Annotated in this window: 26 protein-coding genes; 15 read left to right on the plus strand and 11 right to left on the minus strand. The window is 58.1% G+C overall.

Annotated elements, in window-relative coordinates; translation table 11 throughout:
• Positions 1-10: 10 nt before the first annotated feature.
• Positions 11-823, minus strand: a complete 813-nt coding sequence (locus tag GQR96_RS08060) for a Cof-type HAD-IIB family hydrolase (protein WP_017900140.1) — start codon at positions 821-823, stop codon at positions 11-13.
• Positions 823-2,025 carry an MFS transporter gene (locus GQR96_RS08065; RefSeq protein ID WP_017900139.1) on the minus strand — a complete coding sequence of 401 codons (1,203 nt, stop codon included), beginning with the start codon at positions 2,023-2,025 and terminating at the stop codon, positions 823-825. The genes GQR96_RS08060 and GQR96_RS08065 overlap by 1 nt, the downstream gene beginning before the upstream one ends.
• Before the next feature lie 82 nt (positions 2,026-2,107).
• On the opposite strand from GQR96_RS08065, the gene GQR96_RS08070 reads away from it, so the two are divergent.
• Positions 2,108-2,671 carry a TetR/AcrR family transcriptional regulator gene (locus GQR96_RS08070; protein WP_023320041.1) on the plus strand — a complete coding sequence of 188 codons (564 nt, stop codon included), beginning with the start codon at positions 2,108-2,110 and terminating at the stop codon, positions 2,669-2,671.
• Positions 2,672-2,849: 178 nt separating this feature from the next.
• Here the strand turns inward: GQR96_RS08070 and GQR96_RS08075 are convergent, their stop codons facing one another.
• On the minus strand, positions 2,850-4,535 hold the full coding sequence (locus GQR96_RS08075) for an aspartate:alanine antiporter (RefSeq protein WP_004179131.1): 1,686 nt from the start codon (positions 4,533-4,535) through the stop codon (positions 2,850-2,852).
• A gap of 267 nt (positions 4,536-4,802) precedes the next feature.
• Here GQR96_RS08075 and ybjM point away from each other — a divergent pair, with 267 nt between their 5' ends.
• Entirely contained in the window at positions 4,803-5,186 is a 384-nt protein-coding gene (gene ybjM / locus GQR96_RS08080; protein WP_004201325.1) for an inner membrane protein YbjM, read from the plus strand.
• A 6-nt stretch (positions 5,187-5,192) separates the two neighbouring features.
• Here ybjM and GQR96_RS08085 read toward each other — a convergent pair whose 3' ends face one another.
• Entirely contained in the window at positions 5,193-5,456 is a 264-nt protein-coding gene (locus GQR96_RS08085; protein ID WP_032455768.1) for a GrxA family glutaredoxin, read from the minus strand.
• Positions 5,457-5,658: 202 nt separating this feature from the next.
• Between GQR96_RS08085 and GQR96_RS08090 the strand changes: the two genes are divergently transcribed.
• The 12 genes from GQR96_RS08090 to GQR96_RS08145 all read left to right on the plus strand — a co-directional run bounded on the left by GQR96_RS08090 (position 5,659) and on the right by GQR96_RS08145 (position 16,778).
• Positions 5,659-5,946: a YbjC family protein gene (locus GQR96_RS08090; RefSeq protein ID WP_065879024.1), complete on the plus strand. Its 288-nt coding sequence runs from the start codon at positions 5,659-5,661 to the stop codon at positions 5,944-5,946.
• The gene (gene nfsA, locus GQR96_RS08095; RefSeq protein ID WP_004201327.1) at positions 5,930-6,652 is read left to right on the plus strand and encodes a nitroreductase NfsA; all 723 of its coding nucleotides are present in this window, start codon (positions 5,930-5,932) and stop codon (positions 6,650-6,652) included. The genes GQR96_RS08090 and nfsA overlap by 17 nt, the downstream gene beginning before the upstream one ends.
• 114 nt (positions 6,653-6,766) lie before the next feature.
• Complete coding sequence (rimK, locus tag GQR96_RS08100) at positions 6,767-7,669, plus strand: 30S ribosomal protein S6--L-glutamate ligase (RefSeq protein WP_004201328.1); 903 nt, start codon at positions 6,767-6,769, stop codon at positions 7,667-7,669.
• Between the two features lie 88 nt (positions 7,670-7,757).
• Entirely contained in the window at positions 7,758-8,237 is a 480-nt protein-coding gene (locus GQR96_RS08105; RefSeq protein WP_017899416.1) for a type III secretion system chaperone family protein, read from the plus strand.
• A gap of 348 nt (positions 8,238-8,585) precedes the next feature.
• Positions 8,586-9,698: a spermidine/putrescine ABC transporter substrate-binding protein PotF gene (gene potF / locus GQR96_RS08110; protein ID WP_004201329.1), complete on the plus strand. Its 1,113-nt coding sequence runs from the start codon at positions 8,586-8,588 to the stop codon at positions 9,696-9,698.
• Positions 9,699-9,859: 161 nt separating this feature from the next.
• Complete coding sequence (potG, locus tag GQR96_RS08115; RefSeq protein ID WP_004201330.1) at positions 9,860-10,993, plus strand: putrescine ABC transporter ATP-binding subunit PotG; 1,134 nt, start codon at positions 9,860-9,862, stop codon at positions 10,991-10,993.
• Between the two features lie 10 nt (positions 10,994-11,003).
• On the plus strand, positions 11,004-11,957 hold the full coding sequence (gene potH / locus GQR96_RS08120; RefSeq protein ID WP_017899417.1) for a putrescine ABC transporter permease PotH: 954 nt from the start codon (positions 11,004-11,006) through the stop codon (positions 11,955-11,957).
• Positions 11,954-12,799 carry a putrescine ABC transporter permease PotI gene (potI, locus tag GQR96_RS08125; protein WP_002896372.1) on the plus strand — a complete coding sequence of 282 codons (846 nt, stop codon included), beginning with the start codon at positions 11,954-11,956 and terminating at the stop codon, positions 12,797-12,799. Before potH ends, potI begins: the two co-directional genes overlap by 4 nt.
• 57 nt (positions 12,800-12,856) lie before the next feature.
• Positions 12,857-13,345, plus strand: coding sequence for a YbjO family protein (locus GQR96_RS08130; RefSeq protein WP_004201332.1), 489 nt, complete (start codon positions 12,857-12,859; stop codon positions 13,343-13,345).
• A 41-nt stretch (positions 13,346-13,386) separates the two neighbouring features.
• Entirely contained in the window at positions 13,387-14,514 is a 1,128-nt protein-coding gene (gene rlmC / locus GQR96_RS08135) for a 23S rRNA (uracil(747)-C(5))-methyltransferase RlmC (RefSeq protein WP_049004310.1), read from the plus strand.
• A gap of 78 nt (positions 14,515-14,592) precedes the next feature.
• Positions 14,593-15,309: a response regulator transcription factor gene (locus GQR96_RS08140; protein ID WP_032455769.1), complete on the plus strand. Its 717-nt coding sequence runs from the start codon at positions 14,593-14,595 to the stop codon at positions 15,307-15,309.
• Complete coding sequence (locus GQR96_RS08145) at positions 15,306-16,778, plus strand: sensor histidine kinase (RefSeq protein ID WP_065878981.1); 1,473 nt, start codon at positions 15,306-15,308, stop codon at positions 16,776-16,778. The genes GQR96_RS08140 and GQR96_RS08145 overlap by 4 nt, the downstream gene beginning before the upstream one ends.
• A gap of 83 nt (positions 16,779-16,861) precedes the next feature.
• On the opposite strand, the gene artJ is transcribed toward GQR96_RS08145, so the two are convergent.
• The 7 genes from artJ to yahO form a co-directional block, all read right to left on the minus strand.
• Positions 16,862-17,593 carry an arginine ABC transporter substrate-binding protein ArtJ gene (artJ, locus tag GQR96_RS08150; protein ID WP_004201336.1) on the minus strand — a complete coding sequence of 244 codons (732 nt, stop codon included), beginning with the start codon at positions 17,591-17,593 and terminating at the stop codon, positions 16,862-16,864.
• Positions 17,594-17,777: 184 nt separating this feature from the next.
• Positions 17,778-18,446: an arginine ABC transporter permease ArtM gene (gene artM, locus GQR96_RS08155; protein WP_004201338.1), complete on the minus strand. Its 669-nt coding sequence runs from the start codon at positions 18,444-18,446 to the stop codon at positions 17,778-17,780.
• A complete protein-coding gene (gene artQ / locus GQR96_RS08160; protein WP_004201339.1) occupies positions 18,446-19,162 on the minus strand; it encodes an arginine ABC transporter permease ArtQ in 717 nt (238 codons plus the stop codon). Before artQ ends, artM begins: the two co-directional genes overlap by 1 nt.
• Before the next feature lie 6 nt (positions 19,163-19,168).
• Positions 19,169-19,900, minus strand: a complete 732-nt coding sequence (gene artI, locus GQR96_RS08165) for an arginine ABC transporter substrate-binding protein ArtI (protein ID WP_065879026.1) — start codon at positions 19,898-19,900, stop codon at positions 19,169-19,171.
• 20 nt (positions 19,901-19,920) lie between these two features.
• The gene (artP, locus tag GQR96_RS08170) at positions 19,921-20,649 is read right to left on the minus strand and encodes an arginine ABC transporter ATP-binding protein ArtP (protein ID WP_004201340.1); all 729 of its coding nucleotides are present in this window, start codon (positions 20,647-20,649) and stop codon (positions 19,921-19,923) included.
• A 226-nt stretch (positions 20,650-20,875) separates the two neighbouring features.
• Complete coding sequence (locus GQR96_RS08175) at positions 20,876-21,391, minus strand: lipoprotein (protein WP_004201341.1); 516 nt, start codon at positions 21,389-21,391, stop codon at positions 20,876-20,878.
• 250 nt (positions 21,392-21,641) lie between these two features.
• Positions 21,642-21,914 carry a DUF1471 family periplasmic protein YahO gene (gene yahO / locus GQR96_RS08180; RefSeq protein WP_004201342.1) on the minus strand — a complete coding sequence of 91 codons (273 nt, stop codon included), beginning with the start codon at positions 21,912-21,914 and terminating at the stop codon, positions 21,642-21,644.
• Between the two features lie 360 nt (positions 21,915-22,274).
• On the opposite strand from yahO, the gene GQR96_RS08185 reads away from it, so the two are divergent.
• Entirely contained in the window at positions 22,275-23,414 is a 1,140-nt protein-coding gene (locus GQR96_RS08185; protein ID WP_004201344.1) for a sensor domain-containing diguanylate cyclase, read from the plus strand.
• Positions 23,415-23,427 lie beyond the last annotated feature (13 nt).

The raw sequence follows: 23,427 nt of genomic DNA on the forward strand, positions 1-23,427 counted from the left end.
CCGGGTCTTATCAGGCGAATGGCGCTTCGCGATCCAATACCTTATCGATAATCTGCAGAACACCCTCTTCGTTATTGTGCGGCGCGTGATAGCGGGCGACGGCTTTGACGTCTTCCCGGGCGTTGGCCATGGCGAAGCCAAATCCGGCGTGCTGCAGCATTTCGATATCGTTGCCGCTGTCGCCGAACGCCACCACCTCGTGATCTTCAATACCCCAGCGCTGTTGCAAAATACGCAGGCCGTTGGCTTTGTGCACCCCCGGGATAATTAAGTCGATGCTACCGTAGCCGGTGGCTACCGCTGTCACCATGTCCCCCAGCGCCGCGTGCAGCTTCGGCTGAATCTCCGGGATCAGGCGGTCCGGCACGTTGAGACCAAATTTGAGGATGGTGTCATCGAGATGGTTAAAATCATCCACCAGTTCAAGGCGGTGATAATACTTCGCCGCCACCGTCTTCAGCGCGTCGTTGTAGCGGTTGAGGGTGTAGGCGCTGCGCTTCCCGCAGGCGATGATTTCGATATTCGGCAGCGTCTGCAGATGGTCGACCACGGCGTTGAAATGGTGAACCGGCAGCTGGCAGTTGAAGACGTCTTCATTGTCGCTCACCACCCAGCCGCCGTTTTCCGCCACGAAGGCGATCTGGTGGGCGATCTCCGGGAAGAAGGAGATCAGCTGGTAGTACTGGTTGCCGCTGGCGACCACGAAGCGAATGTTTTGCTCGCGCATTCGCTGATACTGGGCGAGGAAGCGCGGCCGGTTGTAAGTTTTGGCATCGCTTAAAAAGGTGCCGTCCATATCCACCGCAATCAGTTTGATGCTCATTAGCTGTTCTCCATAACGGGTTCAGACTGTGGCTTAGCCACCGCGCGGGCGACCAGCGCCGCCACCATCACCAGGCCCAGCACCACCATCATGGCGCTGCGCAGGCCGAAATGCTCGCCGAGGAAGCCCAGCAGCGGCGGCCCGACGAGGAAAGCAAGATACCCGGTAATCGCCACCACGCTGACGCGCTTAGGGGCATCCGGACCGGTATCGCTGGCGGCGGAGATGGTCAACGGGAAGCCGAGCGAGGCGCCAATGCCCCACAGCAGCACCGAAATGCCCGCCACCCAGGGGTTGTCGACGAAGATAATCAGGCCAATGCCCAGAGCGCCCATCACCGCGCTGCCACGAACCACCGTCACCCGGCTGTAGCGATCGATAAACCAGCCGCCGGTAAAGCGGCCCAGCGTCATGCCGAGGGTGAAGCCGGCATAGATCAGCGAGCCGGAGGTGGGGCTAAAGCCGTGGCCGTCCACCATCAGCAGCGGCAGCCAGTCATTGGCTGAGCCTTCGGCGAAGGCCATCGCCAGGACGATGACCCCGATAAGCAGCAGCTGCGCATCGCGCCATACCGGCAGACCTTTCGCCTCGCCGTGGGCGGCTTCGGCGGCATTTTTACCGGTACCCTCCGGAATGGCGCGGATAGCAATGGCGATGGGCAGGATGGCCACCAGCGCGGCCGCCAGGATATGCGGGGCGGCGGGAAGGCCGAACCCGGTCACCGCCATGCCCACCCCGGCGCCGAACAGGGTGCCAAAGCTGTAGAAGCCGTGCATCATCGGCAGCACCGTTTTATTCATCTCCCGCTCAACCGCCGCGCCTTCGACGTTAATGGCGACCTCTGCCGAGCCAAAGCTGGCGCCAAAGATGGCCAGACCGAAGGCGAACAGCGGGGCGGAGGCAAGCCACAGCGCCAGGCTGAGCACCAGCATGCCGAGTACGGCGAAGGACATGGTGGTGCGGATGACCTTGCGGGTGCCGAAGCGCTTCACCAGCCACGCCGAGCAGAGAATACCGCTCATCGACCCCACCGACAGGCCAAACAGCACGACGCCCATCTCTGCGGTAGAAAGCGCCAGCAGATCGCGGATCGCCGGCGTGCGGGTGGCCCAGGAGGCCATTAACAAGCCGGGGATGAAAAAGAACATAAACAGCGCCCACAGTCGAAGCTGGAGCGCTCTGCGCGAAGATTGCGTCGTCATCCGTAAACGCCTTAAAGGAGAAGAGTGAAGACAACAGTAGCAAGCATGTGTACATTTGTACATAAACCGGAAGAGGAAAATCATGGCCCGTAGACCGAACGATCCGCAGCGCCGCGAGCGCATCCTGCAGGCGACGCTGGACACCATCGCGGCGCACGGCGTCCATGCGGTGACGCACCGTAAAATCGCCACCTGCGCGAATGTGCCGCTGGGGTCGCTGACCTACTATTTCAGCGGCATCGAGGCGCTGATCGAGGAGGCGTTCAGCCTGTTTACCGCCGAGATGTCGGCGCAGTATCAGCAAAGCTTCGCCGGGGTAGCGAACCGGCAACAAGCCTGCGATGCCATCGCGGAGCTGATCTTCAGCGCCCAGGTGACCACGGCGCGCAATATGGAGCTGATGTACCAGCTGTACGCGTTCTGTAGCAGCCAGCCAGCGCTGAAGGCGGTGATGCAGAACTGGATGCGGCGCAGCCAGCAGACGCTGGAGCAGTGGTTTGCCCCTGACACCGCCCGCGGCCTCGACGCCTTTATTGAAGGGATGACCCTGCACTTTGTCACCGACCGCGCGCCGCTGTCGAAGGCGGCGATCCGCATGATGGTCGGGCAGCTGGCGGGGGAGAGGGCGCAGGAAGAGGAGTGCTGAGGCGGCGTTTCACCCGGAATGGCTAAACGCAGGCAACAAAAAACCCATCAACCTTGAACCGAAGTGGCGGGGTTGATGGGCTCCACAAAATGGGGACATCAAAGAAAAGCAGTGGCATTACTTATGACTGATGCCCTGAGAAAAAGTTCTGCCTGTGGCGGCTTTTTTCGCAAAAAATTTATTGTAGCCCCGGCCAGATGATCACGATGAGCGTCCCGGCGAGGGTGAGCAGCACGTTGGCGATGGCGTAGGTGCCCGCATAGCCGAGCGCCGGAATGTTGCTGCGCGCGGTATCGCTAATGATCTCCATCGCCGGGGCGCAGGTGCGCGCCCCCATCATGGCGCCGAACAGCATCGCCCGGTTCATGCGCAGCACATAGGCGCCAAACAGGAAGCAGATCACCACCGGCACCAGGCTGACGATAAGCCCTGCCGCCAGCATCTGGCCGCCGACGGCGCCCAGCCCGTTATTGATCCCGGCCCCGGCGCTGAGCCCGACCCCGGCCATAAACACCATCAGGCCAAACTCTTTCACCATGTTCAGCGCCCCCTGCGGGATATAGCCGAAGGTTGGGTGGTTGGCGCGCAGGAAGCCAAGCATGATGCCGGCGAACAGCAGGCCGGCGGCGTTGCCGATGCCGAAGCTGAAGGAGCTGAACTGGAAGGTGATCATGCCGATCATCAGGCCGACGATAAAGAAGGCGCAGAAGGCCAGCAGGTCGGTCACCTGGCTGTGAATGGAGATAAAGCCGATGCGATCGGCTACGGTCTTCACGCGGCGGGCGTCGCCGCTGACCTGCAGCACGTCGCCTTTGTTCAGCACCACGTTGTCGTCGATAGGCATCTCGATCTGGCTGCGAATAACCCGGTTCAGGAAGCAGCCGTGGTCGGTGAGCTTGAGCTGCGCCAGGCGGCGGCCGACGGCGTTGTGATTCTTAACCACAATCTCTTCGGTGACGATGCGCATGTCGAGCAGATCGCGGTCGAACACCTCTTTACCGTTGCGGAAGCTCGGGTCGAGGCGAGCGTGCGCGTCCGGGTAGCCCACCAGCGCAATATCGTCGCCCATCTGCAGCACCGCGTCGCCGTCCGGGTTGGCCAGAATGCCGTTGCGGCGGATGCGTTCGATATAGCAGCCGGTCTGGCGATAAATGCCCAGCTCGCGCAGATTTTTGCCATCCGCCCACGCCACCAACTCCGGGCCGACGCGATAGGCGCGGATCACCGGCAGGTAAACTTTACGTTTGGAATCGGTATCGAGGCCGCGCTCGCGGGCGATTTGCTGGGCGCTGGTCTGCAGATCCTGATGCTGCAGCTTGGGCATATAGCGGGCGCCGACGATGAGGCTCACCAGACCAACCAGGTAGGTCAGGGCATAGCCGAGGCTCAGATGGTCAAGCGACTGCGCCAGCTGATCGCTGGGCAGGCCGAAATGGCGCAGGGTGTCCCCCGCGCCCACCAGCACCGGGGTGGAGGTCATCGCCCCCGCCAGCATACCGGCGGTGAGCCCGATATCCCAGCCGAAGACTTTACCCAGCACCATGGCGATCAGCATCGCGCTGCCGACCATCACCAGCGCCAGCATCAGATAGTTTTTCCCGTCACGGAAAAAAATCGAAAAAAAGTTAGGACCGGCTTCCACGCCGACGCAAAAAATAAACAGCATAAAGCCGAGATTAAGGGCATCGGTGTTAATCGCGAAATGCTGCTGACCTAATAATAGAGAAACGACTAAAACGCCAATGGAATTACCAAGTTGTACTGAGCCGAGACGCAGTTTTCCCAGGCATAGTCCTAATGCAAGTACAACGAATAATAACAGGATGTAATTCCCGTTTAACAAATCTGCGACGTTTATATTCACGAAAGCCAACTTCTCGTTTACTAGTAAGTTGTTGAAGGAAATGGTTATTTGGTCTAAGGTTGCTCAGGCGTTCGCGTTGTCGCGAACCTATTCTGGCACCCTGTTATAACCAGCAAAAATATACCCGCTAGTTTAATCCTTCCTGGATGCGGCGGCTAGTGACAATCGTTTTCAGGCTGGCAGGGGAGTTATTGGCATGGATTGCCGAAATGCTTTATCTGACTGGGCGACGTGGACGTGAGTTAGAGGCAACATCAGGAGGATACGGTGAAATCTGAGCGTAGTTGGGCCGGCATTATCTGTGGCTTCGTTCTGTTCATTGTGGTGTGCTTATCGTTGTTGTTACATATGAAAGGGGCCTTTCGCGCCAGCGGCAACCCGGAGCTGGGCCTGCTCTTCTTTTTGCTGCCAGGAGCGGCGGCGAGCTGTCTCTCTCCCGGTCGTCGGGTGCTGCGTCCTTTGCTCGGCGCGATGCTGGCGGCGCCGGTCTGTATGGTGACGATGCGGCTGTTTTTCGTCACGCACCGGACGTTCTGGCAGGAGATGGCGTGGGTACTGAGCGCGGTGTTCTGGTGTGCGCTGGGGGCGTTGTGCTTTTTGTTTATCTGCGCCTGGCTTGATACCTGGCGCAGTCATTCATCGAGCAAATAAATTTACTCAGGCAAACAGGCCAAGGTTCTTTTTCGCCCAGGCTTCGAAATCGGTGCAACCGCCGATGTGTTTCTGGTCGACGAAAATCTGCGGTACGGTTTCAACCGGTTTGCCGACGGTTTTTTCCAGGTCAGCTTTGCTGATGCCTTCGGCGTGAATATCCACGTAACGGTAGTTAAAATCATCACGCTCGTTGGTCAGTTTTTCGGCCAGCTCTTTGGCGCGAACACAGTAAGGGCAGCCTGGACGACCAAAAATAACAGTAAACATTGCTTCTCTCCTTAAACCTCAGCCGGATGGCGAATGGCGCTTATGATGCCTGCATTGGTCGGTGAGGGAAAGCAGGTTCTGCCTTTTGCTTCGATGGTTTACGGCTATGTTTGATAAATGTCTTACTATCAAAACCCGTATACTGACCCGGCGGCGCGGCGGCATTGGCTGGCGCGTTGCGTTTATCAACCGGAGAGGCGTGATGCGAAAATTTGCCCCGATGCCGAAAAGCATTCTGCTGGTTGAGATCCTCGGGATGGGGCTGTTAACCCTTGCCTGGCTCTCACTTAACCAGTATGTCCAGCTGCCTGCGCCCATTGCCAGCCCGACCGCGGCGCTGGTGATGCTCTTTGCCGGGATCGCGCTGATGATCCCTGCCGCCATCGTCGTGATGTGGCGGATGGCGCAGATCGTGGCCCCGCAGTTAACCCACTCTCCTGAGCCTGAATCCTTGTCTGACAGAGAAAAACGAAATGACGCCGACCATTGAGCTGCTGCGCAGCCACCGTTCTATCCGCCACTTCACCGATGCGCCCGTGAGCGACGAACAGCGCGCGGCGATTATCGCCAGCGCGCAAGCGGCATCTACCTCGAGTTTTTTACAGTGCACCTCCATCATTCGTATTACTGACCCGGCCCTGCGTGAACGTCTGGTCCCGCTGACCGGCGGCCAGCAGCATGTCGCCCAGGCGGCGGAGTTTTGGGTCTTCTGCGCCGACTTTAATCGCCACCTGCAGATCTGCCCGCAGGCGGAGCTGGGGCTGGCGGAACAGCTGCTGATCGGCGTTGTCGATACGGCGCTGCTGGCGCAGAACGCGCTGACCGCCGCCGAGTCCCTCGGGCTGGGCGGCGTCTATATCGGCGGGTTGCGCAACAGCATCGAGGCGGTGACCGAGCTGCTGGAGCTGCCAAAGCACGTCCTGCCGCTGTTCGGCCTTTGCCTTGGCTGGCCGGCGGATAACCCGGACATCAAGCCGCGGATGCCGGCCGCCATGCTGGTGCATGAGAACCGCTATCAGCCGCTGGATAACGCGCTGCTGGCGGAGTATGACGACCAGTTGGCGCACTATTATCTGTCGCGCGGCAGCAACGCCCGCCGCGATACCTGGAGCGATCATATCCGTCGCACTATCGTGAAAGAGAGTCGTCCGTTTATTCTCGACTATCTGCATAAGCAGGGGTGGGCAACGCGCTGATTACGTGTACACTGCTGCTCCGGCCAGGCGGTATCCACCGCTGGCGGCAGGAAAGGTGAAAATGTGTTCGATAGCTGAGGCCCGCCAGAGCGGGTCTTTTTGCAGAGGTGCAGGATGAAAATTGCCATATTATCCCGGGATGGAACGCTTTATTCATGTCGACGCCTGCGCGAAGCGGCGCAACAGCGCGGGCATCAGGTCGAGATCCTCGATCCGCTTTCCTGTTATATGAACGTCAGTCCGGTGGCCTCGTCGATCCACTACAAAGGTCGCCAGCTGCCGCACTTTGATGCGGTGATCCCGCGCATTGGCTCAGCGATCACTTACTATGGCACCGCGGCCCTGCGACAGTTTGAGCTCCTGGGAAGCTATCCGCTGAACGAATCGGTCGCTATTACCCGCGCTCGCGATAAGCTTCGCTCGCTGCAGCTGCTGGCGCGCCAGGGCATCGATCTGCCGCTGACCGGCATCGCTCACTCCCCCGATGACACCAGCGATCTGATCGCCATGGTCGGCGGCGCGCCGCTGGTGGTGAAGCTGGTGGAGGGCACCCAGGGGATCGGCGTGGTGCTGGCGGAGACCCGTCAGGCGGCGGAGAGCGTGATAGACGCCTTTCGCGGGCTGAACGCCCACATCCTGGTGCAGGAGTACATTGCCGAGGCAAAAGGCTGCGATATTCGCTGCCTGGTGGTCGGCAATGAGGTGGTGGCGGCGATCGAACGGCGGGCGAAAGAGGGCGATTTTCGCTCTAACCTGCACCGCGGCGGCATGGCCTCGGTGGCGCAGATTAGCGACGAGGAGCGGGCCATCGCCATCAAGGCGACGCAAACCCTGGGGCTGGACGTCGCCGGTGTCGATATTTTACGCGCCACCCGCGGGCCGCTGGTGATGGAGGTAAATGCCTCGCCCGGGCTGGAAGGGGTGGAAACCACCTCCGGTGTGGACATCGCCAGCAGGATGATCGCCTGGATCGAGCGCCAGGCGACACCGGAATTCTGTTTGAAAATAGGCGGCTAACCGCCGGATGCAAGACTGTCATGGTATGCGGCGCTTTTTTTGCGTAAGCTATGGCGTCGTTTTTCCACTGTAAGAGGTCACAGGCACTATGGATTCACTGGTCGTACCGGGTCTGGATACGCTACGTCGCTGGCTGGATGAGATCGGCATCAGCTTTTTTGAGTGCGATTCCTGCCAGGCATTGCACCTGCCGCATATGCAGAATTTCGACGGTATTTTTGATGCCAAAATTGACCTGGTGGACAACGTGGTGCTCTTTTCCGCCCTGGCGGAGGTGAAGCCGACTGCTCTGTTGGCGCTGTCAGCGGATCTCTCGGCCATCAACGCCAGCTCGTTAACCGTGAAGGCGTTTATCGACATTCAGGACGATAATTTGCCCAAGCTGGTGGTCTGCCAGTCGCTGTCTATCGGTCCTGGGGTGACCATGGAGCAGTTCGCCTGGTTCTTCCGCCAAAGCGAGGAGCAGATCTCGATGGTGATCCTTGAAGCCGGCGCCAATCAGCTGCTGTACAAAGGCGAAGAAGAAGAGCCGGCCGCGGAAAACGTGCAATACCATTTTCTTCACTAAACCTGCCTAAAATTAGCGCAGCCACTACCGCAGCGGCTGCGTATTACCCGCTTTTATTCTGTATTTAACCTTTCTTTAAAGCATTATTCACCGCCATTCAGGCCGTTTTGGCTTATCACGTAGACCGTTACTGCATAAAAATTTGATAAAAGGCGTTTTTTTACCTGGGCTATAGCCTCTTATTCTGGCTACAGTTATTCTGGCGATGCTTCCAGTTGCGAGCAACCACTCCGGGAGAGATCCGCTCTCCTTTTCTCAGGCAATGAAAAAATATGCATGATTTTTGCATGCGTAGAAATGCGTATATTTGAGCCCGTAAGTTAACGGGCGTTGAGAAGGAAAAGAGATATGACCGCCTTTGGTAAAAAATGGTTAACAGGTCTGGTTACGGGTGCGCTGATGGCCGTCTCTGCCGGTTCGCTCGCCGCCGAACAAAAAACCCTGCATGTCTATAACTGGTCTGATTATATTGCGCCGGACACTGTGGCCAATTTCGAAAAAGAGACCGGGATTAAAGTCGTGTATGACGTTTTTGATTCCAATGAAGTGCTGGAAGGCAAATTAATGGCCGGCAGCACCGGTTTCGATCTGGTGGTGCCGTCGGCAAGCTTCCTTGAGCGCCAGCTGGCGGCGGGGGTGTTCCAGCCGCTGGATAAGAGCAAGCTGCCGAACTGGAAGAACCTTGATCCCGAAGTGCTGAAGCTGGTCGCCAAGCATGATCCGGATAATAAATACGCTATGCCTTACCTGTGGGCGACGACGGGCATTGGCTATAACGTGGATAAAGTGAAAGCCGTCCTCGGCAAAGATGCGCCGGTGGACAGCTGGGATCTGGTGCTGAAGCCGGAGAATCTTGAAAAACTGAAAAGCTGCGGCGTCTCCTTCCTCGACGCGCCGGAAGAGATTTTCGCCACTGTGCTGAACTACCTTGGCAAGGATCCGAACAGCAGCAAAGCGAATGATTACACTGGTCCGGCTACCGATCTGCTGCTGAAGCTGCGGCCGAACATCCGCTACTTCCACTCTTCGCAATATATTAACGACCTCGCCAATGGCGACATCTGCGTGGCGATCGGCTGGGCAGGGGACGTCTGGCAGGCGGCAAACCGTGCGAAAGAGGCCAAGAACGGCGTCAACGTCTCTTACTTTATTCCGAAAGAGGGCGCGCTGGCGTTCTTTGACGTCTTTGCCATGCCGGCCGACGCCAAAAATAAAGATGAGGCCTATCAGTTCCTTAACTATCTGATGCGCCCGGATGTGATCGCCAAAATCAGCGACCAGGTGTTCTACGCCAACGGCAACAAGGCTTCCACGCCGCTGGTCAGCGAGACTATCCGTAACAACCCGGCGATTTATCCGCCAGCGGATGTGTTCGCCAAACTGTTCACGCTGAAGGTGCAGGATCCGAAGATCGACCGCGTGCGTACCCGCGCGTGGACCAAAGTGAAGAGCGGTAAATAAACTCTGACGGCCCGGTAAGCGGGCCGAATCAGAACGGCACTCGCCGGGAAATGGCAGCGCGCCCGGCGAGCAGAAGCACCAGGATGGTGCACATGCACTGTTAAGCACGAAGTATGGCACCGGACCATATGGTGATCGTTTTTTTGCCGGAGAGCACCCGATTGAACGACGTAATGCCCCGCCCACAGGCGAAAGCCCCCAAAGCGCTGACCCCGCTGCTGGAAATCCGTAACTTAACCAAGTCGTTTGACGGCCAGCATGCTGTCGACGATGTCAGTCTCACTATTTACAAAGGCGAAATTTTTGCTCTGCTGGGCGCATCAGGCTGCGGGAAATCGACCCTGCTGCGCATGCTGGCGGGCTTTGAGCAACCGACCGCCGGACAGATTATGCTCGACGGCGTGGATCTGGCGCGCGTGCCGCCCTATCAGCGGCCTATCAATATGATGTTCCAGTCCTACGCCCTGTTTCCCCATATGACCGTTGAGCAGAATATCGCCTTCGGCCTGAAACAGGATCGTCTGCCGAAGGCGGAAATCACCGCCCGGGTGCAGGAGATGCTGGCTCTGGTGCACATGCAGGAGTTCGCTAAACGTAAGCCGCACCAGCTCTCTGGCGGCCAGCGCCAGCGTGTCGCGCTGGCGCGCAGTCTGGCGAAACGACCTAAGCTGCTGCTGCTCGACGAACCGATGGGGGCGCTGGATAAAAAGCTGCGCGATCGCATGCAGCTGGAGGTGGTGGATATTCTTGAGCGCGTTGGCGTGACCTGCGTGATGGTGACCCATGATCAGGAAGAGGCCATGACCATGGCGGGCCGTATCGCCATCATGAACCGCGGCAAGTTTGTGCAGATTGGCGAACCGGAAGAGATTTACGAACACCCGACCACCCGCTACAGCGCCGAGTTCATCGGCTCGGTGAACGTCTTTGAAGGACTGGTGAAAGAGCGCCTCGAAGATGGCCTGGTGCTGAGCTCGCCGGGCCTGGTGCATCCGCTGAAGGTTGACCCCGACGCCTCGGTGGTGGACAACGTGCCGGTATGGGTGGCGCTGCGTCCGGAGAAGATCATGCTGTGCGATGAGCCGCCGGCGGATGGCTACAATTTTGCCGTCGGCGAGGTGATTCATATCGCCTATCTGGGGGATCTCTCTATCTATCATGTGCGCCTGCAAAGCGGGCAGATGATCAGCGCCCAGCTGCAGAATGAGCACCGCCATCGGAAAGGGACGCCCACCTGGGGTGACGAGGTGCGTTTATGCTGGGATGCGGACAGCTGCGTTGTACTGACGGTGTAAGGAGAGGGCGATGAGTACCGTTGAATCCCCGTCAGGGGCGAAAAAACCGGGCGGCTTCGCGCTGTGGGTGGCGCGCCTGCAGATGGCGCATGGCCGCAAGCTGGTGATCGCGCTGCCCTATCTGTGGCTGATCCTGTTGTTTATGCTGCCGTTCCTGATCGTGTTCAAGATAAGTCTTGCCGAGATGGCGCGGGCGATCCCTCCCTACACCGATCTGATGGAGTGGGCGGATGGCCAGCTGACGCTGACCCTTAACTTTGCCAACTTCCTGCAGCTGACCGACGATCCGCTCTATTTCGAGGCTTATCTGCAGTCGCTGCAGGTGGCGGGCATTTCGACGCTCTGCTGCCTGCTGCTGGGCTATCCGCTGGCCTGGGCGGTGGCGCACAGCAAGCCATCGACGCGCAATATTCTGCTGCTGCTGGTGATCCTTCCGTCGTGGACGTCGTTTTTGATCCGCGTCTATGCCTGGATGGGACTGTTGAAGAGCAACGGGGTGTTGAATAACTTCCTGCTGTGGCTAGGGGTTATCGATCAGCCGCTGGAGATCCTGCACACCAACCTGGCGGTTTATATCGGTATCGTCTACGCCTATCTGCCGTTTATGGTGCTGCCTATCTACACCGCGCTGACCCGCATCGACTATTCGCTGGTGGAGGCCTCGCTGGATCTCGGCGCCCGGCCCCTGAAGACCTTCTTTCAGGTGATCGTTCCGCTCACCAAAGGGGGGATTATCGCTGGCTCCATGCTGGTGTTTATCCCGGCGGTGGGGGAGTTCGTGATCCCGGAGCTGCTGGGCGGGCCGGACAGCATTATGATTGGCCGCGTGCTGTGGCAGGAGTTCTTTAACAACCGCGACTGGCCGGTCGCCTCGGCGGTGGCGATTGTCATGCTGCTGTTGCTGATTGTGCCGATCATGTGGTTCCACAAGCACCAGCAAAAACAGATGGGAGAGCAGGGATGAACGACTTGCCTGTAGTACGCTCGCCGTGGCGCATTCTGATCCTCGTGCTCGGATTCACCTTCCTTTATGCCCCGATGCTGATGCTGGTGATCTACTCGTTCAACAGCTCAAAGCTGGTGACGGTCTGGGCCGGGTGGTCGACGCGCTGGTATAGCGAACTGTTCCACGATGACGCGATGATGAGCGCGGTGGGGCTGAGCTTGACTATCGCCGCCTGCGCGGCGACGGCGGCGGCGATCCTGGGCACCATCGCCGCGGTGGTGATGGTGCGCTTTGGGCGTTTTCGCGGCTCCAACGGCTTCGCGTTTATGATCACCGCGCCGCTGGTCATGCCGGACGTGATCACCGGGCTCTCGCTGCTGCTGCTGTTCGTGGCGCTGGGTCACGCCATCGGCTGGCCGTCGGATCGCGGGATGTTGACCATCTGGCTGGCGCACGTCACCTTCTGTACCGCCTACGTGGCGGTGGTGATCTCCTCGCGCCTGCGTGAGCTGGACCACTCGATCGAAGAGGCGGCGATGGATCTGGGCGCCGCGCCGCTGAAGGTCTTCTTCGTCATCACGCTGCCGATGATTATGCCGGCGGTGATCTCCGGCTGGCTGCTGGCCTTCACGCTGTCGCTGGATGACCTGGTGATCGCCAGCTTTGTCTCCGGTCCCGGGGCCACGACCTTGCCGATGCTGGTCTTCTCCAGCGTGCGCATGGGGGTCAACCCGGAGATCAACGCCCTGGCGACGCTCATCCTCGGCGTGGTTGGTATTGTTGGTTTTATCGCCTGGTATTTGATGGCCCGCGCAGAAAAGCAGCGAGTGCGCGATATCCAGCGTGCAAGACAAGGCTGAACCACCTAAAATCGGTACAGCAGCCTCCGGTCGGCGCCACCCTGTGGCGCCGTTTTCATGGAAGACATTACGTTGGGATTGTTTACGAAAACTCGCTCATCGCATGCCCGCCTTAACGTCCCTGCGCTGGTGCAGGTGGCGGCCTTTGCGATTATTTTGATTCGCGGTTTGGATCTGCTGATGATCCTCAATCTGTTGGGCCTGCAGGGGCTGAACGAATTCATACACCGTAGCGTCCAGACCTGGAACCTGACGCTGGTCTTCCTCGGCAGCCTGGCGCTGGTGTTTATCGAAATCTGGTGCGCCTTCTCGCTGGTGAAAGGGCGCAACTGGGCGCGCTGGGTCTATCTGCTGACGCAGATGATAGCCGCCGGCTACCTGTGGGCGGCGTCGCTGGGCTACGGGTATCCGGAGTTGTTCAGCATTCCCGGCGAATCCAAACGGGAGATCTTCCACTCGCTGGTGATGCAAAAACTGCCGGATCTGCTGGTCCTGACGCTGCTGTTTGTGCCTGCGAACTGCCGCCGGTTTTTCCGCCTGCAATAACGGTGATACAATCCCCGCCCCTGGAATTTTGAAGGTCAATTATGCATTGCGCACTCTACGACGCCGGCCGCTGCCGCTCCTGTCAATGGCTGGAACGGTCGGTTCCGCAACAGCTCGCCGATAAAATGGCCGACCTGCGCACGCTGCTGGCGGCGATCCCTGTCGCCGACTGGGGCGAGCCGGTCAGCGGGCCGGAGGCGGCATTCCGTAACAAGGCCAAAATGGTGGTCAGCGGCAGCGTTGAGCGTCCGCTGCTGGGGATGCTGCACCGCGACGGCACCCCGGTGGATCTCACCGACTGCCCGCTCTATCCCGCCGAGTTTGCGCCGGTATTTGCCGTCCTGAAGCCCTTTATCGCCCGCGCCGGGTTAACCCCCTACAACGTCGCGCGCAAGCGCGGGGAGCTGAAATATCTGCTGCTAACCGCCAGCCAGCAAGGGGAGATGATGCTGCGCTTCGTGCTGCGCTCAGAGGCCAAGTTGGCCCAGCTGCGCGCCGCGCTGCCCTGGTTACAGGCACAGTTGCCGCAGCTTAAGGTGATCACGGCGAATATCCAGCCAGTGCATATGGCTATTATGGAAGGCGAGCAGGAGATCTTCTTCACTGAACAGCAGGCGCTGGGGGAGGTCTTTAATGAGGTGCCGCTGTGGATCCGTCCGCAAAGCTTCTTTCAAACTAACCCGACGGTAGCCAGCCGGCTGTACGCCACCGCCCGCGACTGGGTGCGCGCGCTGCCGGTCCAGCATATGTGGGATCTGTTTTGCGGCGTCGGGGGTTTTGGCCTGCACTGCGCGACGCCGGCGATGCGCCTGACCGGTATAGAGATTGCCCCGGAGGCGATCGCCTGCGCCAGGCAGTCTGCCGCGCAGCTGGGGCTCAGCAATCTGCATTTTCAGGCGCTGGACTCCACGCAGTTCGCCACGCATGAAGCGGATATCCCGCAGCTGGTGCTGGTCAACCCGCCGCGTCGCGGCATTGGCGCCGAACTGTGCGACTATTTAAGCCGCATGGCGCCGCCCTATATTATCTATTCCAGCTGTAACGCCCGCACCATGGCGACCGACATGGCTCTTCTTAGCGGCTATCGCGTCGAGCGGGTCCAGCTGTTTGATATGTTCCCCCACACCGCCCACTACGAAGTGCTGACCCTGCTGGTCCGCGAAGTTTAAACAAAATGTGAAGGCTTTGCGTCGCAGAGATCGGGTAAGCTTGACGCAGCATGTTTTGTTATTGGTGGGGGGAATCTAATGGCCAAAACCATTCTGCTGGTGGAAGATGATGAGGATATTGCCACGCTGCTGCGGCTCAATCTTCAGGATGAGGGCTATCAGATTGTGCATGAGGCCGACGGCGGCCAGGCTCTCGCCCGGCTGGAAACGCGGGTCTGGGATGCGGTGATCCTCGATTTGATGCTGCCCGGCGTCGATGGCCTGGAGATCTGCCGGCGTATCCGCCAGATGACCCGCTATCTGCCGGTGATCATCATCAGCGCTCGCACCAGCGAAATGCACCGCGTGCTGGGCCTGGAGATGGGCGCCGACGACTATCTGGCGAAACCCTTTTCGCTGCTGGAGCTTATCGCCCGCGTTAAAGCGTTGTTTCGTCGCCAGGAGGCGATGGGGCAGAACCTGTTGATGGACGCCGGGCGCCTGTCCTGCCATGGTCTGAGCATCGACCCGCTGTCTCGCGAAGTGAGGCTGCGCGGCGAGTTGGTGGACCTCACGCCGCGCGAATTCGAGCTGCTGTATTACTTTGCCCGCCATCCCGGGGAGGTGTTTTCGCGGCTGGCGCTGCTGGAGCAGGTCTGGGGATATCAGCACGAGGGCTATGAGCACACGGTCAATACCCATATCAACCGCCTGCGCAGCAAAATCGAACGTGACCCGGCCGAGCCGGACATCATTCTGACCGTCTGGGGCAGAGGCTATAAGTTCGCCCCGGTGACGCAAGAGGCCGCCCCGTGATCCGCCGCCTGAGCCTCAGCCAGCGGCTGGCGCTGGTGGTGGTCTCCCTGCTGATACTGTGCGCGGCGGCGGTGTGCGTCGTTCAGTTACATAGCAGCGCGCAGTATGGCAACGCCATGGTGCAGCGCCTCTCCGCCGGGCTGGCTCAGCAAATTGTGGCCCGCGAACCGCTGCTGGACGCCCACGGCGAGGTCAACCGGCAAACCCTGAAGTCGCTGTTTGACCGTCTGATGACCTTTAATCCCAGCGTGGAGCTCTATCTGCTGTCGCCGGATGGCGACCTGCTGGCCGATGCGGCGCCGCCGGGACATATCCAACGCCAGCGGATCGACATGGCGCCGGTGCAGGTTTTTCTCACCGGCAGTACGTCGCCGGTGTATGGCGACGATCCCCGCAGCCTTGACGGGCGAAAAGTCTTCAGCGCCGCCCCGCTGCGCGTCGACGGCCAGCTGCGCGGTTACCTGTATATCATTTTGCAGGGGGAGACCTTTAATCAGCTGGCGGCCGACGCCTGGCAAAAAACGCTGTGGAGCATTGTTCTGTGGACCCTGCTGCTGGTGGCTCTGTTTGGCCTGCTGGCGGGAGGCCTGGCATGGTTCTGGGTGACCCGGCCGGTCCGCCAGCTCACCGCCCAGGTGGCGGCGAACGATCGGGACAGCATCAGCGCCATCAAAACCCTGGCGGCCCGCACGCCGGAGCCCCATCCCGGTAACGAGGTGGCGGTGCTCGAAAATCGCTTTATTGACCTTGCCCGGCAGATAGCCGGTCAGTGGGATCGGCTGGCCAACAGCGACCGCCAGCGCCGCGAATTTGTGGCCAATATTTCCCACGATTTACGTACGCCGCTCACCTCGCTGCTGGGGTATCTGGAAACGCTGACCCTGAAGGACGAACGGCTGACCGCCGAGGAGCGCAGGCAGTATCTCACCATCGCCCTGCGCCAGGGCAACAAAGTGCGCCATCTTTCGCAGCAGCTGTTTGAGCTGGCGCGACTGGAGCACGGGGGCATTAAGCCGCAGCGCGAGCGTTTCGCGATGGGGGAGCTGATTTCCGACGTGGCGCAGAAGTTTGAATTAACCGCCCGCACGCGCGAGGTGAACCTGCAAATTGATGTGCCGGGGCCGCTGCCGCTGGTTAACGCCGATGTGTCGATGATTGAGAGGGTGGTGACCAATCTGCTCGACAACGCCATGCGGCATACTCCCGTCGGCGGGGAGATTCGTCTGGCGGTCTGGCAGGAGAATCAACAGATCCAGGTCGAAGTGGCTGACAACGGAACGGGCGTCGATGCCGCGCTGCGCGACGATCTGTTCCAGCGGCCGTCGGCGTTGTCTGCCCAGGCGTCGCGGGAGGATCGCGGCGGGTTAGGGCTGCTGATTGTGAAACGAATGCTGGAGCTGCACGGGGGCGGGATCAGGCTGGTGGAGTCGGTAAGCGGGGCGCGGTTCAGGTTCTTCGTGCCACTTTGAGAAATTGCCGGGTGGCGGCTACGCCTTACCCGGCTACGGGGAAAGTGTAGGCCGGGTCAGCGCAGCGCCACCCGGCAAAAAAGTTACTCCGGGAACCACTGGTTGCTGATTTTCTGGTAGGTACCGTCGGCTTTAATCGCCTTCAGCGCCGCGTTCAGTTTCTCCAGCAGCGCCTTGTTATCCGGGCGCACGGCAATCCCAAGGCCGGTGCCGAAGTATTGCGGGTCGGTCACTTTCGGCGTGGCTGCCCCCAGCTGCGGGTTGGTTTTCAGCCACTCGTTGACCACCGCCGTGTCGCCGAACACGCCGTCGATACGGCCATTTTTCAGATCGATAATCGCGTTCTGGTAGCTGTCATAGGCGACGGTCTTCACCTCAGGATGTTTATCCTGCAGATATTTCTGGTGGGTGGTGCCGTTTTCCATGCCGATCCGTTTGCCTTTCAAATCATCGAACGAGTGGAATGCGTCTTTTTTGGCGATCACCAGCGCGGAGTTGGCGTAGTACGGGTCGGTGAAGGCGACCTGCTTGCTGCGCTCCGGCGTAATATCCATTCCGGAAATCACCGCGTCATACTTCTTAAACTTCAGCGCCGGGATCAGGCTGTCAAACGCGTGGTTGGTAAAGGTGCATTCTGCCTGCATTTGTTTGCACAGCGCATGGGCCAGATCGATATCAAAGCCGACAATCTGGTTATTAGCGTCCATCGATTCAAACGGCGGATAGGTCGCGGACACGCCGAAGCTGATTTTCTCCGCGGCGGCGGCGCCGAAGGTGAACGTGGTGAGCAGTGCAGCCAGAACTAACTTTTTCATCGTGGAACTCCCGTCTGTCAATCTTATGATTATTCGCCGTGTCTGCGGCATAGGGTGACAATGCCATTAAATGAATTTGTATGCAATAAAAATGATTAAGTATTTTATTTGATATAAAAAAAGACGGACAGGTATTAGACTTGTCCGTCTTGTTGTTCACTTATTATGCAAAATACGCCAGGCGCTAATTACGCCGCTCGAAGGCTAGCGCTTTGCGCTCCACCAGCCGCATCAGCAGCGTCAGCAGCCCGTTGACGATGAGATAGATAATCCCGGCGGCGCCGAACACCATCACGTCGTAGGTCCGTCCGTACAGCAGCTGGCCGTGGCCCATCACTTCCATCAGGGTGATGGTGTAGGCCAGAGAGGTACTCTTAAAGACCAGCACCACTTCGTTGGAATAGGACGACAGCGCGCGCTTAAAGGCATACGGCAGCAGGATCGCCAGGGTATCCTTTTTACTCATCCCCAGCGCGCTGCACGACTGCCATTGCCCGTCGGGGATCGCCCGGATGGCGCCATAAAACAGCTGGGTGGTATAGGCGGCGCTGTTGAGCGACAGGGCGATCAGGGCGCACAGCCACGGCTCGGAGATAAGGTGCCAGAGCCAGGGATATTCCTGTAGCGAAGGAAACTGTCCTGGGCCGTAGTAGATCAGGAAGATCTGCACCAGCAGCGGCGTACCGGTAAACAGGGTGATGTAGCCGCGCACTATCCACACCAGCCCCGGCGTCTTCAGCGTCAGGATAATGGTAAAGATCAGCGACAGGATCAGCGCCACGATAATCGACGCCACGGTCAGCGTCAGGCTGGTATGCAGTCCTTTCAGCAGTTCGGGTAAGTAGTCGAGCATCAGCCTGGTCTCCGTTCGAAGCGCGTCGCACGCTGGTCAATCCGCTTAAGGATGTATTGACTCAACAGGGTGATGACGAGATAGATTGCCGCGGCAATGATATACCAGTTAAAGGGCTCCTGAGTGCGGGTGGCGATGCTTTTAGTCTGCAGCATCAGATCGTTGACGCTGATAAGGCTCACCAGCGCGGTGTCCTTTAGCAGCACCAGCCACTGGTTGCCGAGACCGGGCAGCGCATGGCGCCACATCTGAGGCATCACCAGGCGGAAGAAAATGGCCGCTTTCGACAGCCCGAGCGCCTGGCCGGACTCCCACTGACCCTGCGGAACGGCTTTCAGCGCGCCGCGCAGCGTTTGCGAGGCGTAGGCGGCATACAGCAGCGACAAGGCGATCGCCCCGCAGAGGAACGGACTGACGTCAAAGTTCTCAATCTGCATCTGCACCGGGATCTGGATGAACCCGAGCGGGATGGTAAAACCGTCAGAGAGCGTCAGCAGCAGCTGGGACGAGCCAAAATAGATAAACAGCACCACCAGAATTTCAGGTAGTCCGCGCAGGATGGTCACAATGCCGGTTGCAAGCCAGGCTACCGGGCGCCATTTCACTGACTCCAGTACCGCGAAGAGCATCGCCAGGACGAGGCCGATGGCGAGCGCGCAAACGGCAAGGCCGACGGTCATCCCGGCGGCGCTTGCTAATGGAAAAATTTCGTTCATTCAGTCTTACTTCTGGAACCATTTGTTATAGATGGTCTGGTAAGTGCCGTCTTTCTTCACTTTTTCCAGCGCAGCGTTAAATTTCTGCTGCAGGTCGGTGTTGCCCTGACGCACGGCAATGCCCAGCCCGGTGCCGAAATAGGCTTTGTCGGTCACTTTCTCGCCCACGGCCGCCAGCTTCGGATTGCTCTTCAGCCATTCGGTGACCACGGCGGTATCACCAAAGACCGCGTCAATACGACCGTTCTGCAGATCCAGCTTCGCATTCTGGTAGCTGTCGTAAGGGACGGTAGTGATTTCCGGATGTTTATCGGTGATAAATTTCTGGTGCGTGGTACCGTTCTGTACGCCCACTTTTTTGCCCTTCAGCTGATCAATGCTGGTGAACTTGCCCTGCTGACCGACGAACAGCGCCGAGTTGTCATAATACGGGGTGGAGAACAGTACCTGCTTTTCACGCTCAGGCGTGATGTCCATCCCGGCCATGACCGCGTCGAAACGGCGGAATTTCAGCCCCGGGATCAGGCTGTCAAAGGCCTGGTTGGTGAAGGTACAGGTGGCATCGATCTCTTTACACAGCGCGTTAGCCAGATCCACATCGAAACCGACGATCTGGTTGTTGGCGTCCACCAGCTCAAACGGAGGGTAGGAGGCCTCGGTGGCGAAACGAATGGTCTGCGCGGCGGAAGCGGAGAGGCTCATGCCTGCGAGCAGGGCGGCAATCAGTACTTTTTTCATCGTCATTTCCCCGAAAAACATCAATGTGAAAGATAGTTTTTAAACGCGTCAGTTTGCGGATGCGTGAAGCAGGAGGCATCCCCTTGCTCGACGACATGGCCATTTTCCATATACACCACCCGGCTGGCCGTCTTGCGCGCCACTTCAACTTCATGGGTGACGATAACCTGGGTGATGCCGGTTTCAGCCAGCTCGCGGATGATGCTAACGATCTGGGCGGTGATTTCCGGGTCGAGCGCCGCGGTAGGCTCATCGAACAGCAGAACCTGCGGCTCCATCATGAGCGCGCGGGCGATCGCCACACGCTGCTGCTGGCCGCCGGATAAATGCAGCGGGTAACGATCGCTGTAGGGCTTCAGACGCAGGCGCTCCAGCAGCTTCTCGGCGCGAGCCAGCGCCTGATCCTTGCTTAACCCCAGTACGCGACAGGGGGCTTCGATCAGGTTCTGCTGTACCGTCAGGTGCGGCCACAGGTTGTACTGCTGAAAAACCATGCCGACGTTCTGCCGCAGTTCGCGAATCGCTTTATCGGACGGCGCTCTGGTGAAGTCGAAATGGTTACCGGCGATGGTTAACGAACCGGAACGCGGCATCTCCAGCAGGTTGAGTACGCGCAGCAGCGAGCTCTTCCCGGCACCGCTGGGGCCGAGCAGCACCAGCGTTTCCCCCTGCGGGCAATCCAGCGTGATGTCGAACAGCGCCTGGTGCGCGCCGTAGAAGCAATTAATGCCGTTTAGTTTAATACTCATCTGGGCAGTCTGATACGAATAGCTATTGAGGCCGCAAATAGTACCTTTGGCAGAATAGTTATGCAATATTTATGCGTTAAAAGTTAAATCTAAACCACGTTTAGCTTTAAAGTTAGCACAAAATATTGCCTGGTGGGTGAGGGGGGCGTAAATGTCGGTATTCTCGGGGCGAATACCGACATTTTACCGGGGTTATCGTTTCAGCGGCGTCGCTTCAACTCCCGAACTAGCGTTTCTCCAGACTCTGTCGCAACGTTCCGGCCGGCGCGTGGCTGTTGTTGCCGAGATAGCGAACGTCATCGACGGCCCAGCACTGGCCTTCCTGGATCATCAGCACTTCGTCTTTCCAGTTCTGGGTTCCCTGTTTCAGCTCCACGCGCAGCGGAATGTTGCGCGCATCGCGATTAGGGATGGTTGAGGCGCTGGCGACGACGGCGCTGTCCGCGGGGGTGCTGCTGCTGGAGAACGGGTTAGCCTGCAGCAGCTTGCTGTTGGCCGGATCCTGACGGGCGTCATTGAGTAACTTCGCCAGGCCGTCGCTGAGATAGGGGCGCAGCGCCGCCGGATCCTGAGTACGGTTCTGGATCTGAATGTCATAGAATTTTTGCGCTACGTCGTCAGGGCCGCCTTCGACACAAGGGCCGCTGCGGGTGCCATTATCTTTATAGGCCGGGGTGACGGTCGTACAGGCGCTGAGCGCCAGCGCGCAAGGGAGAAGTGCTGCAAGAAGTTTGTAGCGCATGATGATTTCCTTATAAGCGAACTACGTTTTCAGTTTCCGTTAAAGCATAGCGTATAGCGTGCGGATTGTACTTGACGCAAAGAGCTAAGACCTTGATGTGGCTACAGCCTTAGGGCTGGAAATCAGCAGGGGGAGGACGGCGGTTTTCAGGCAGAAAAAATCACGGCGGGATAAAAATAAATTATGGCTTTGCATAAACAAGAAACACTACCCCGGAAACAGGGTAGTGTTTCTTGAGAGATAAGATTAGTTATTTCTTCTTATAGATATTAGCGGAAATGTGCAGTTTTTTATCCGTGTTCCCGGAAGAGAGCACGATAACATCCGCGCCTTTTTCATCAGCTTTTTTAATCAGCTCTTCACGAGCGTCGCTCGGTGCGGTCTGGCCGGTAGAAGAAATGGTGCCGATCTTGGTGTATTGCGTATGGACCTTATCAAAAGCTTCTTTCGATAAAATCTCAGCGGAGAAGGCGTTCGCCGTTAAAAACAATGCCGCACCTGCCACTAAAGCTGCATATTTCATATTTTTAGACTCCATTGTTTATCTTGCTATCATCATGCTCTTGTTTTAACTCACCAATGAGCGATTTCAGATTGTACTAACACTGCTTTTTTTTCAAGCAAAATACTGCAATTTTATGACGGCTAGTTAACTCTTTTTTAAAGAAAAGATGACAGAATTCGCATTGATAATGCTTGCTTTTTTTGGCCGTTTACACATCGTGAACGGAGCATACCAATTTCTACTGACATTAGCTGAAAATCAGCTTAAGAGGCCGGGGCAGGGGAGACAGCGCGCGGACAGACATTCCCGGAAACATAGTTTATCATATAGACAAGCAGGGGCTGCGCCTATGGTCATGCAGGTCACCAGGGAGATAAGATGTTAACAAATAAGCGAGAGCGCGCCCGGCAGCAGCGAACCGCGTTGTGGGCCACCAGAGATGATGTCCAGCGCCATGCGCTGTCAATGAGTCTACCCTGGCTGGCTTTTGTCAATATCGCGTTTGCGTTAATGATTTTCTCCCGCAACTTTATTTTTACCTATTTTGATAAGAAGCTCCTGACTCACCAGGCGGTTATTCCTTATATCGAAATAGCGCTGATTGCGGTTATTATTATTTCGGCCATTTTAGTGATTATTGCCATCACGCCGCGTCTGGCGCAGGGGCGTTATACGCTGAATATCATCACCGCGCTGCTGCTGGTGCTCAGCCTGTGCTGGTCCCTGAGTAATTACTGTTTTATCTTTTTCTGGGCTTTGCCCTTCGCCTGGCCGCTGCTGGTTATATTGTTGACCACTGGCCTCACTGCGTTGTATCACCATTGGCCGGGCATTATCGCTTTTATGCTGCCGCTATGGGGGACGGCCTTGCTAGCGGGAATTCAGATCCACTATCACGCTGAAATTCGCTTTTTGATCCTGTGGACCATCTTTACGGCGATTTTGCTGTATGGACGACGTATTCTCCAGCGCTGGTACGATGAAGCCTGGGATACGCATCAGGAAAATATGCAGCTTATTCAGCGGCTGGAAAGTATTGCCAACCAGGATGCATTAACCGGGACCGCTAACCGCCGGGCGCTGAATGCGTATCTGGCGGAGATCTGGCAGCAAAACACGCCGTTGTCGCTGATGATGATCGATGTCGATTACTTTAAACGCTATAACGATCGCTATGGTCATCAGGCTGGTGACGAGTGCTTATCTTCTGTCGCGCAGGTGCTGAAAATGGCGGTCCGGGCCGAAGATGATCTGGTGGCTCGCTATGGCGGCGAGGAATTTGTGGTGGCGTTGCCTAGGGTTCCCCTGGTGCATGCCACCGCGATTGCCGAGCGCATTCAGCAGAAAATTCACGAGGCGGCGCTTCCTCATGAGGCATCAGAGGTGGCGTCGGTGGTGACCGTCAGTATCGGGATCGTCGATTCCGATGGCACGGTCCCGATGGAGACGCTGATCGCCCGGGCGGACAGTGCGCTGTACCAGGCGAAAAATAAAGGACGTAATCAATGGTCTTATTAACCCGGAGACGCTG

The organism is Klebsiella sp. PCX, assembly GCF_021869705.1.
GTDB classification, from domain to species: Bacteria; Pseudomonadota; Gammaproteobacteria; order Enterobacterales; family Enterobacteriaceae; genus Klebsiella; species Klebsiella quasipneumoniae.

What these genes read in the sequence shown, in the direction of transcription:
- rlmC (WP_049004310.1), top strand. Translation starts at nt 13,387, where the DNA reads ATGCATTGCGCACTCTACGACGCCGGCCGCTGCCGCTCCTGTCAATGG.
- artJ (WP_004201336.1), bottom strand. Translation starts at nt 17,593, where the DNA reads ATGAAAAAGTTAGTTCTGGCTGCACTGCTCACCACGTTCACCTTCGGC.
- nfsA (WP_004201327.1), top strand. Translation starts at nt 5,930, where the DNA reads ATGACGCCGACCATTGAGCTGCTGCGCAGCCACCGTTCTATCCGCCAC.
- yahO (WP_004201342.1), bottom strand. Translation starts at nt 21,914, where the DNA reads ATGAAATATGCAGCTTTAGTGGCAGGTGCGGCATTGTTTTTAACGGCG.
- potI (WP_002896372.1), top strand. Translation starts at nt 11,954, where the DNA reads ATGAACGACTTGCCTGTAGTACGCTCGCCGTGGCGCATTCTGATCCTC.
- potH (WP_017899417.1), top strand. Translation starts at nt 11,004, where the DNA reads ATGAGTACCGTTGAATCCCCGTCAGGGGCGAAAAAACCGGGCGGCTTC.
- GQR96_RS08085 (WP_032455768.1), bottom strand. Translation starts at nt 5,456, where the DNA reads ATGTTTACTGTTATTTTTGGTCGTCCAGGCTGCCCTTACTGTGTTCGC.
- GQR96_RS08175 (WP_004201341.1), bottom strand. Translation starts at nt 21,391, where the DNA reads ATGCGCTACAAACTTCTTGCAGCACTTCTCCCTTGCGCGCTGGCGCTC.
- GQR96_RS08105 (WP_017899416.1), top strand. Translation starts at nt 7,758, where the DNA reads ATGGATTCACTGGTCGTACCGGGTCTGGATACGCTACGTCGCTGGCTG.
- GQR96_RS08060 (WP_017900140.1), bottom strand. Translation starts at nt 823, where the DNA reads ATGAGCATCAAACTGATTGCGGTGGATATGGACGGCACCTTTTTAAGC.
- rimK (WP_004201328.1), top strand. Translation starts at nt 6,767, where the DNA reads ATGAAAATTGCCATATTATCCCGGGATGGAACGCTTTATTCATGTCGA.
- GQR96_RS08070 (WP_023320041.1), top strand. Translation starts at nt 2,108, where the DNA reads ATGGCCCGTAGACCGAACGATCCGCAGCGCCGCGAGCGCATCCTGCAG.
- GQR96_RS08185 (WP_004201344.1), top strand. Translation starts at nt 22,275, where the DNA reads ATGTTAACAAATAAGCGAGAGCGCGCCCGGCAGCAGCGAACCGCGTTG.
- artM (WP_004201338.1), bottom strand. Translation starts at nt 18,446, where the DNA reads ATGCTCGACTACTTACCCGAACTGCTGAAAGGACTGCATACCAGCCTG.
- GQR96_RS08140 (WP_032455769.1), top strand. Translation starts at nt 14,593, where the DNA reads ATGGCCAAAACCATTCTGCTGGTGGAAGATGATGAGGATATTGCCACG.
- GQR96_RS08065 (WP_017900139.1), bottom strand. Translation starts at nt 2,025, where the DNA reads ATGACGACGCAATCTTCGCGCAGAGCGCTCCAGCTTCGACTGTGGGCG.
- potF (WP_004201329.1), top strand. Translation starts at nt 8,586, where the DNA reads ATGACCGCCTTTGGTAAAAAATGGTTAACAGGTCTGGTTACGGGTGCG.
- artI (WP_065879026.1), bottom strand. Translation starts at nt 19,900, where the DNA reads ATGAAAAAAGTACTGATTGCCGCCCTGCTCGCAGGCATGAGCCTCTCC.
- artQ (WP_004201339.1), bottom strand. Translation starts at nt 19,162, where the DNA reads ATGAACGAAATTTTTCCATTAGCAAGCGCCGCCGGGATGACCGTCGGC.
- GQR96_RS08090 (WP_065879024.1), top strand. Translation starts at nt 5,659, where the DNA reads ATGCGAAAATTTGCCCCGATGCCGAAAAGCATTCTGCTGGTTGAGATC.
- GQR96_RS08130 (WP_004201332.1), top strand. Translation starts at nt 12,857, where the DNA reads ATGGAAGACATTACGTTGGGATTGTTTACGAAAACTCGCTCATCGCAT.
- artP (WP_004201340.1), bottom strand. Translation starts at nt 20,649, where the DNA reads ATGAGTATTAAACTAAACGGCATTAATTGCTTCTACGGCGCGCACCAG.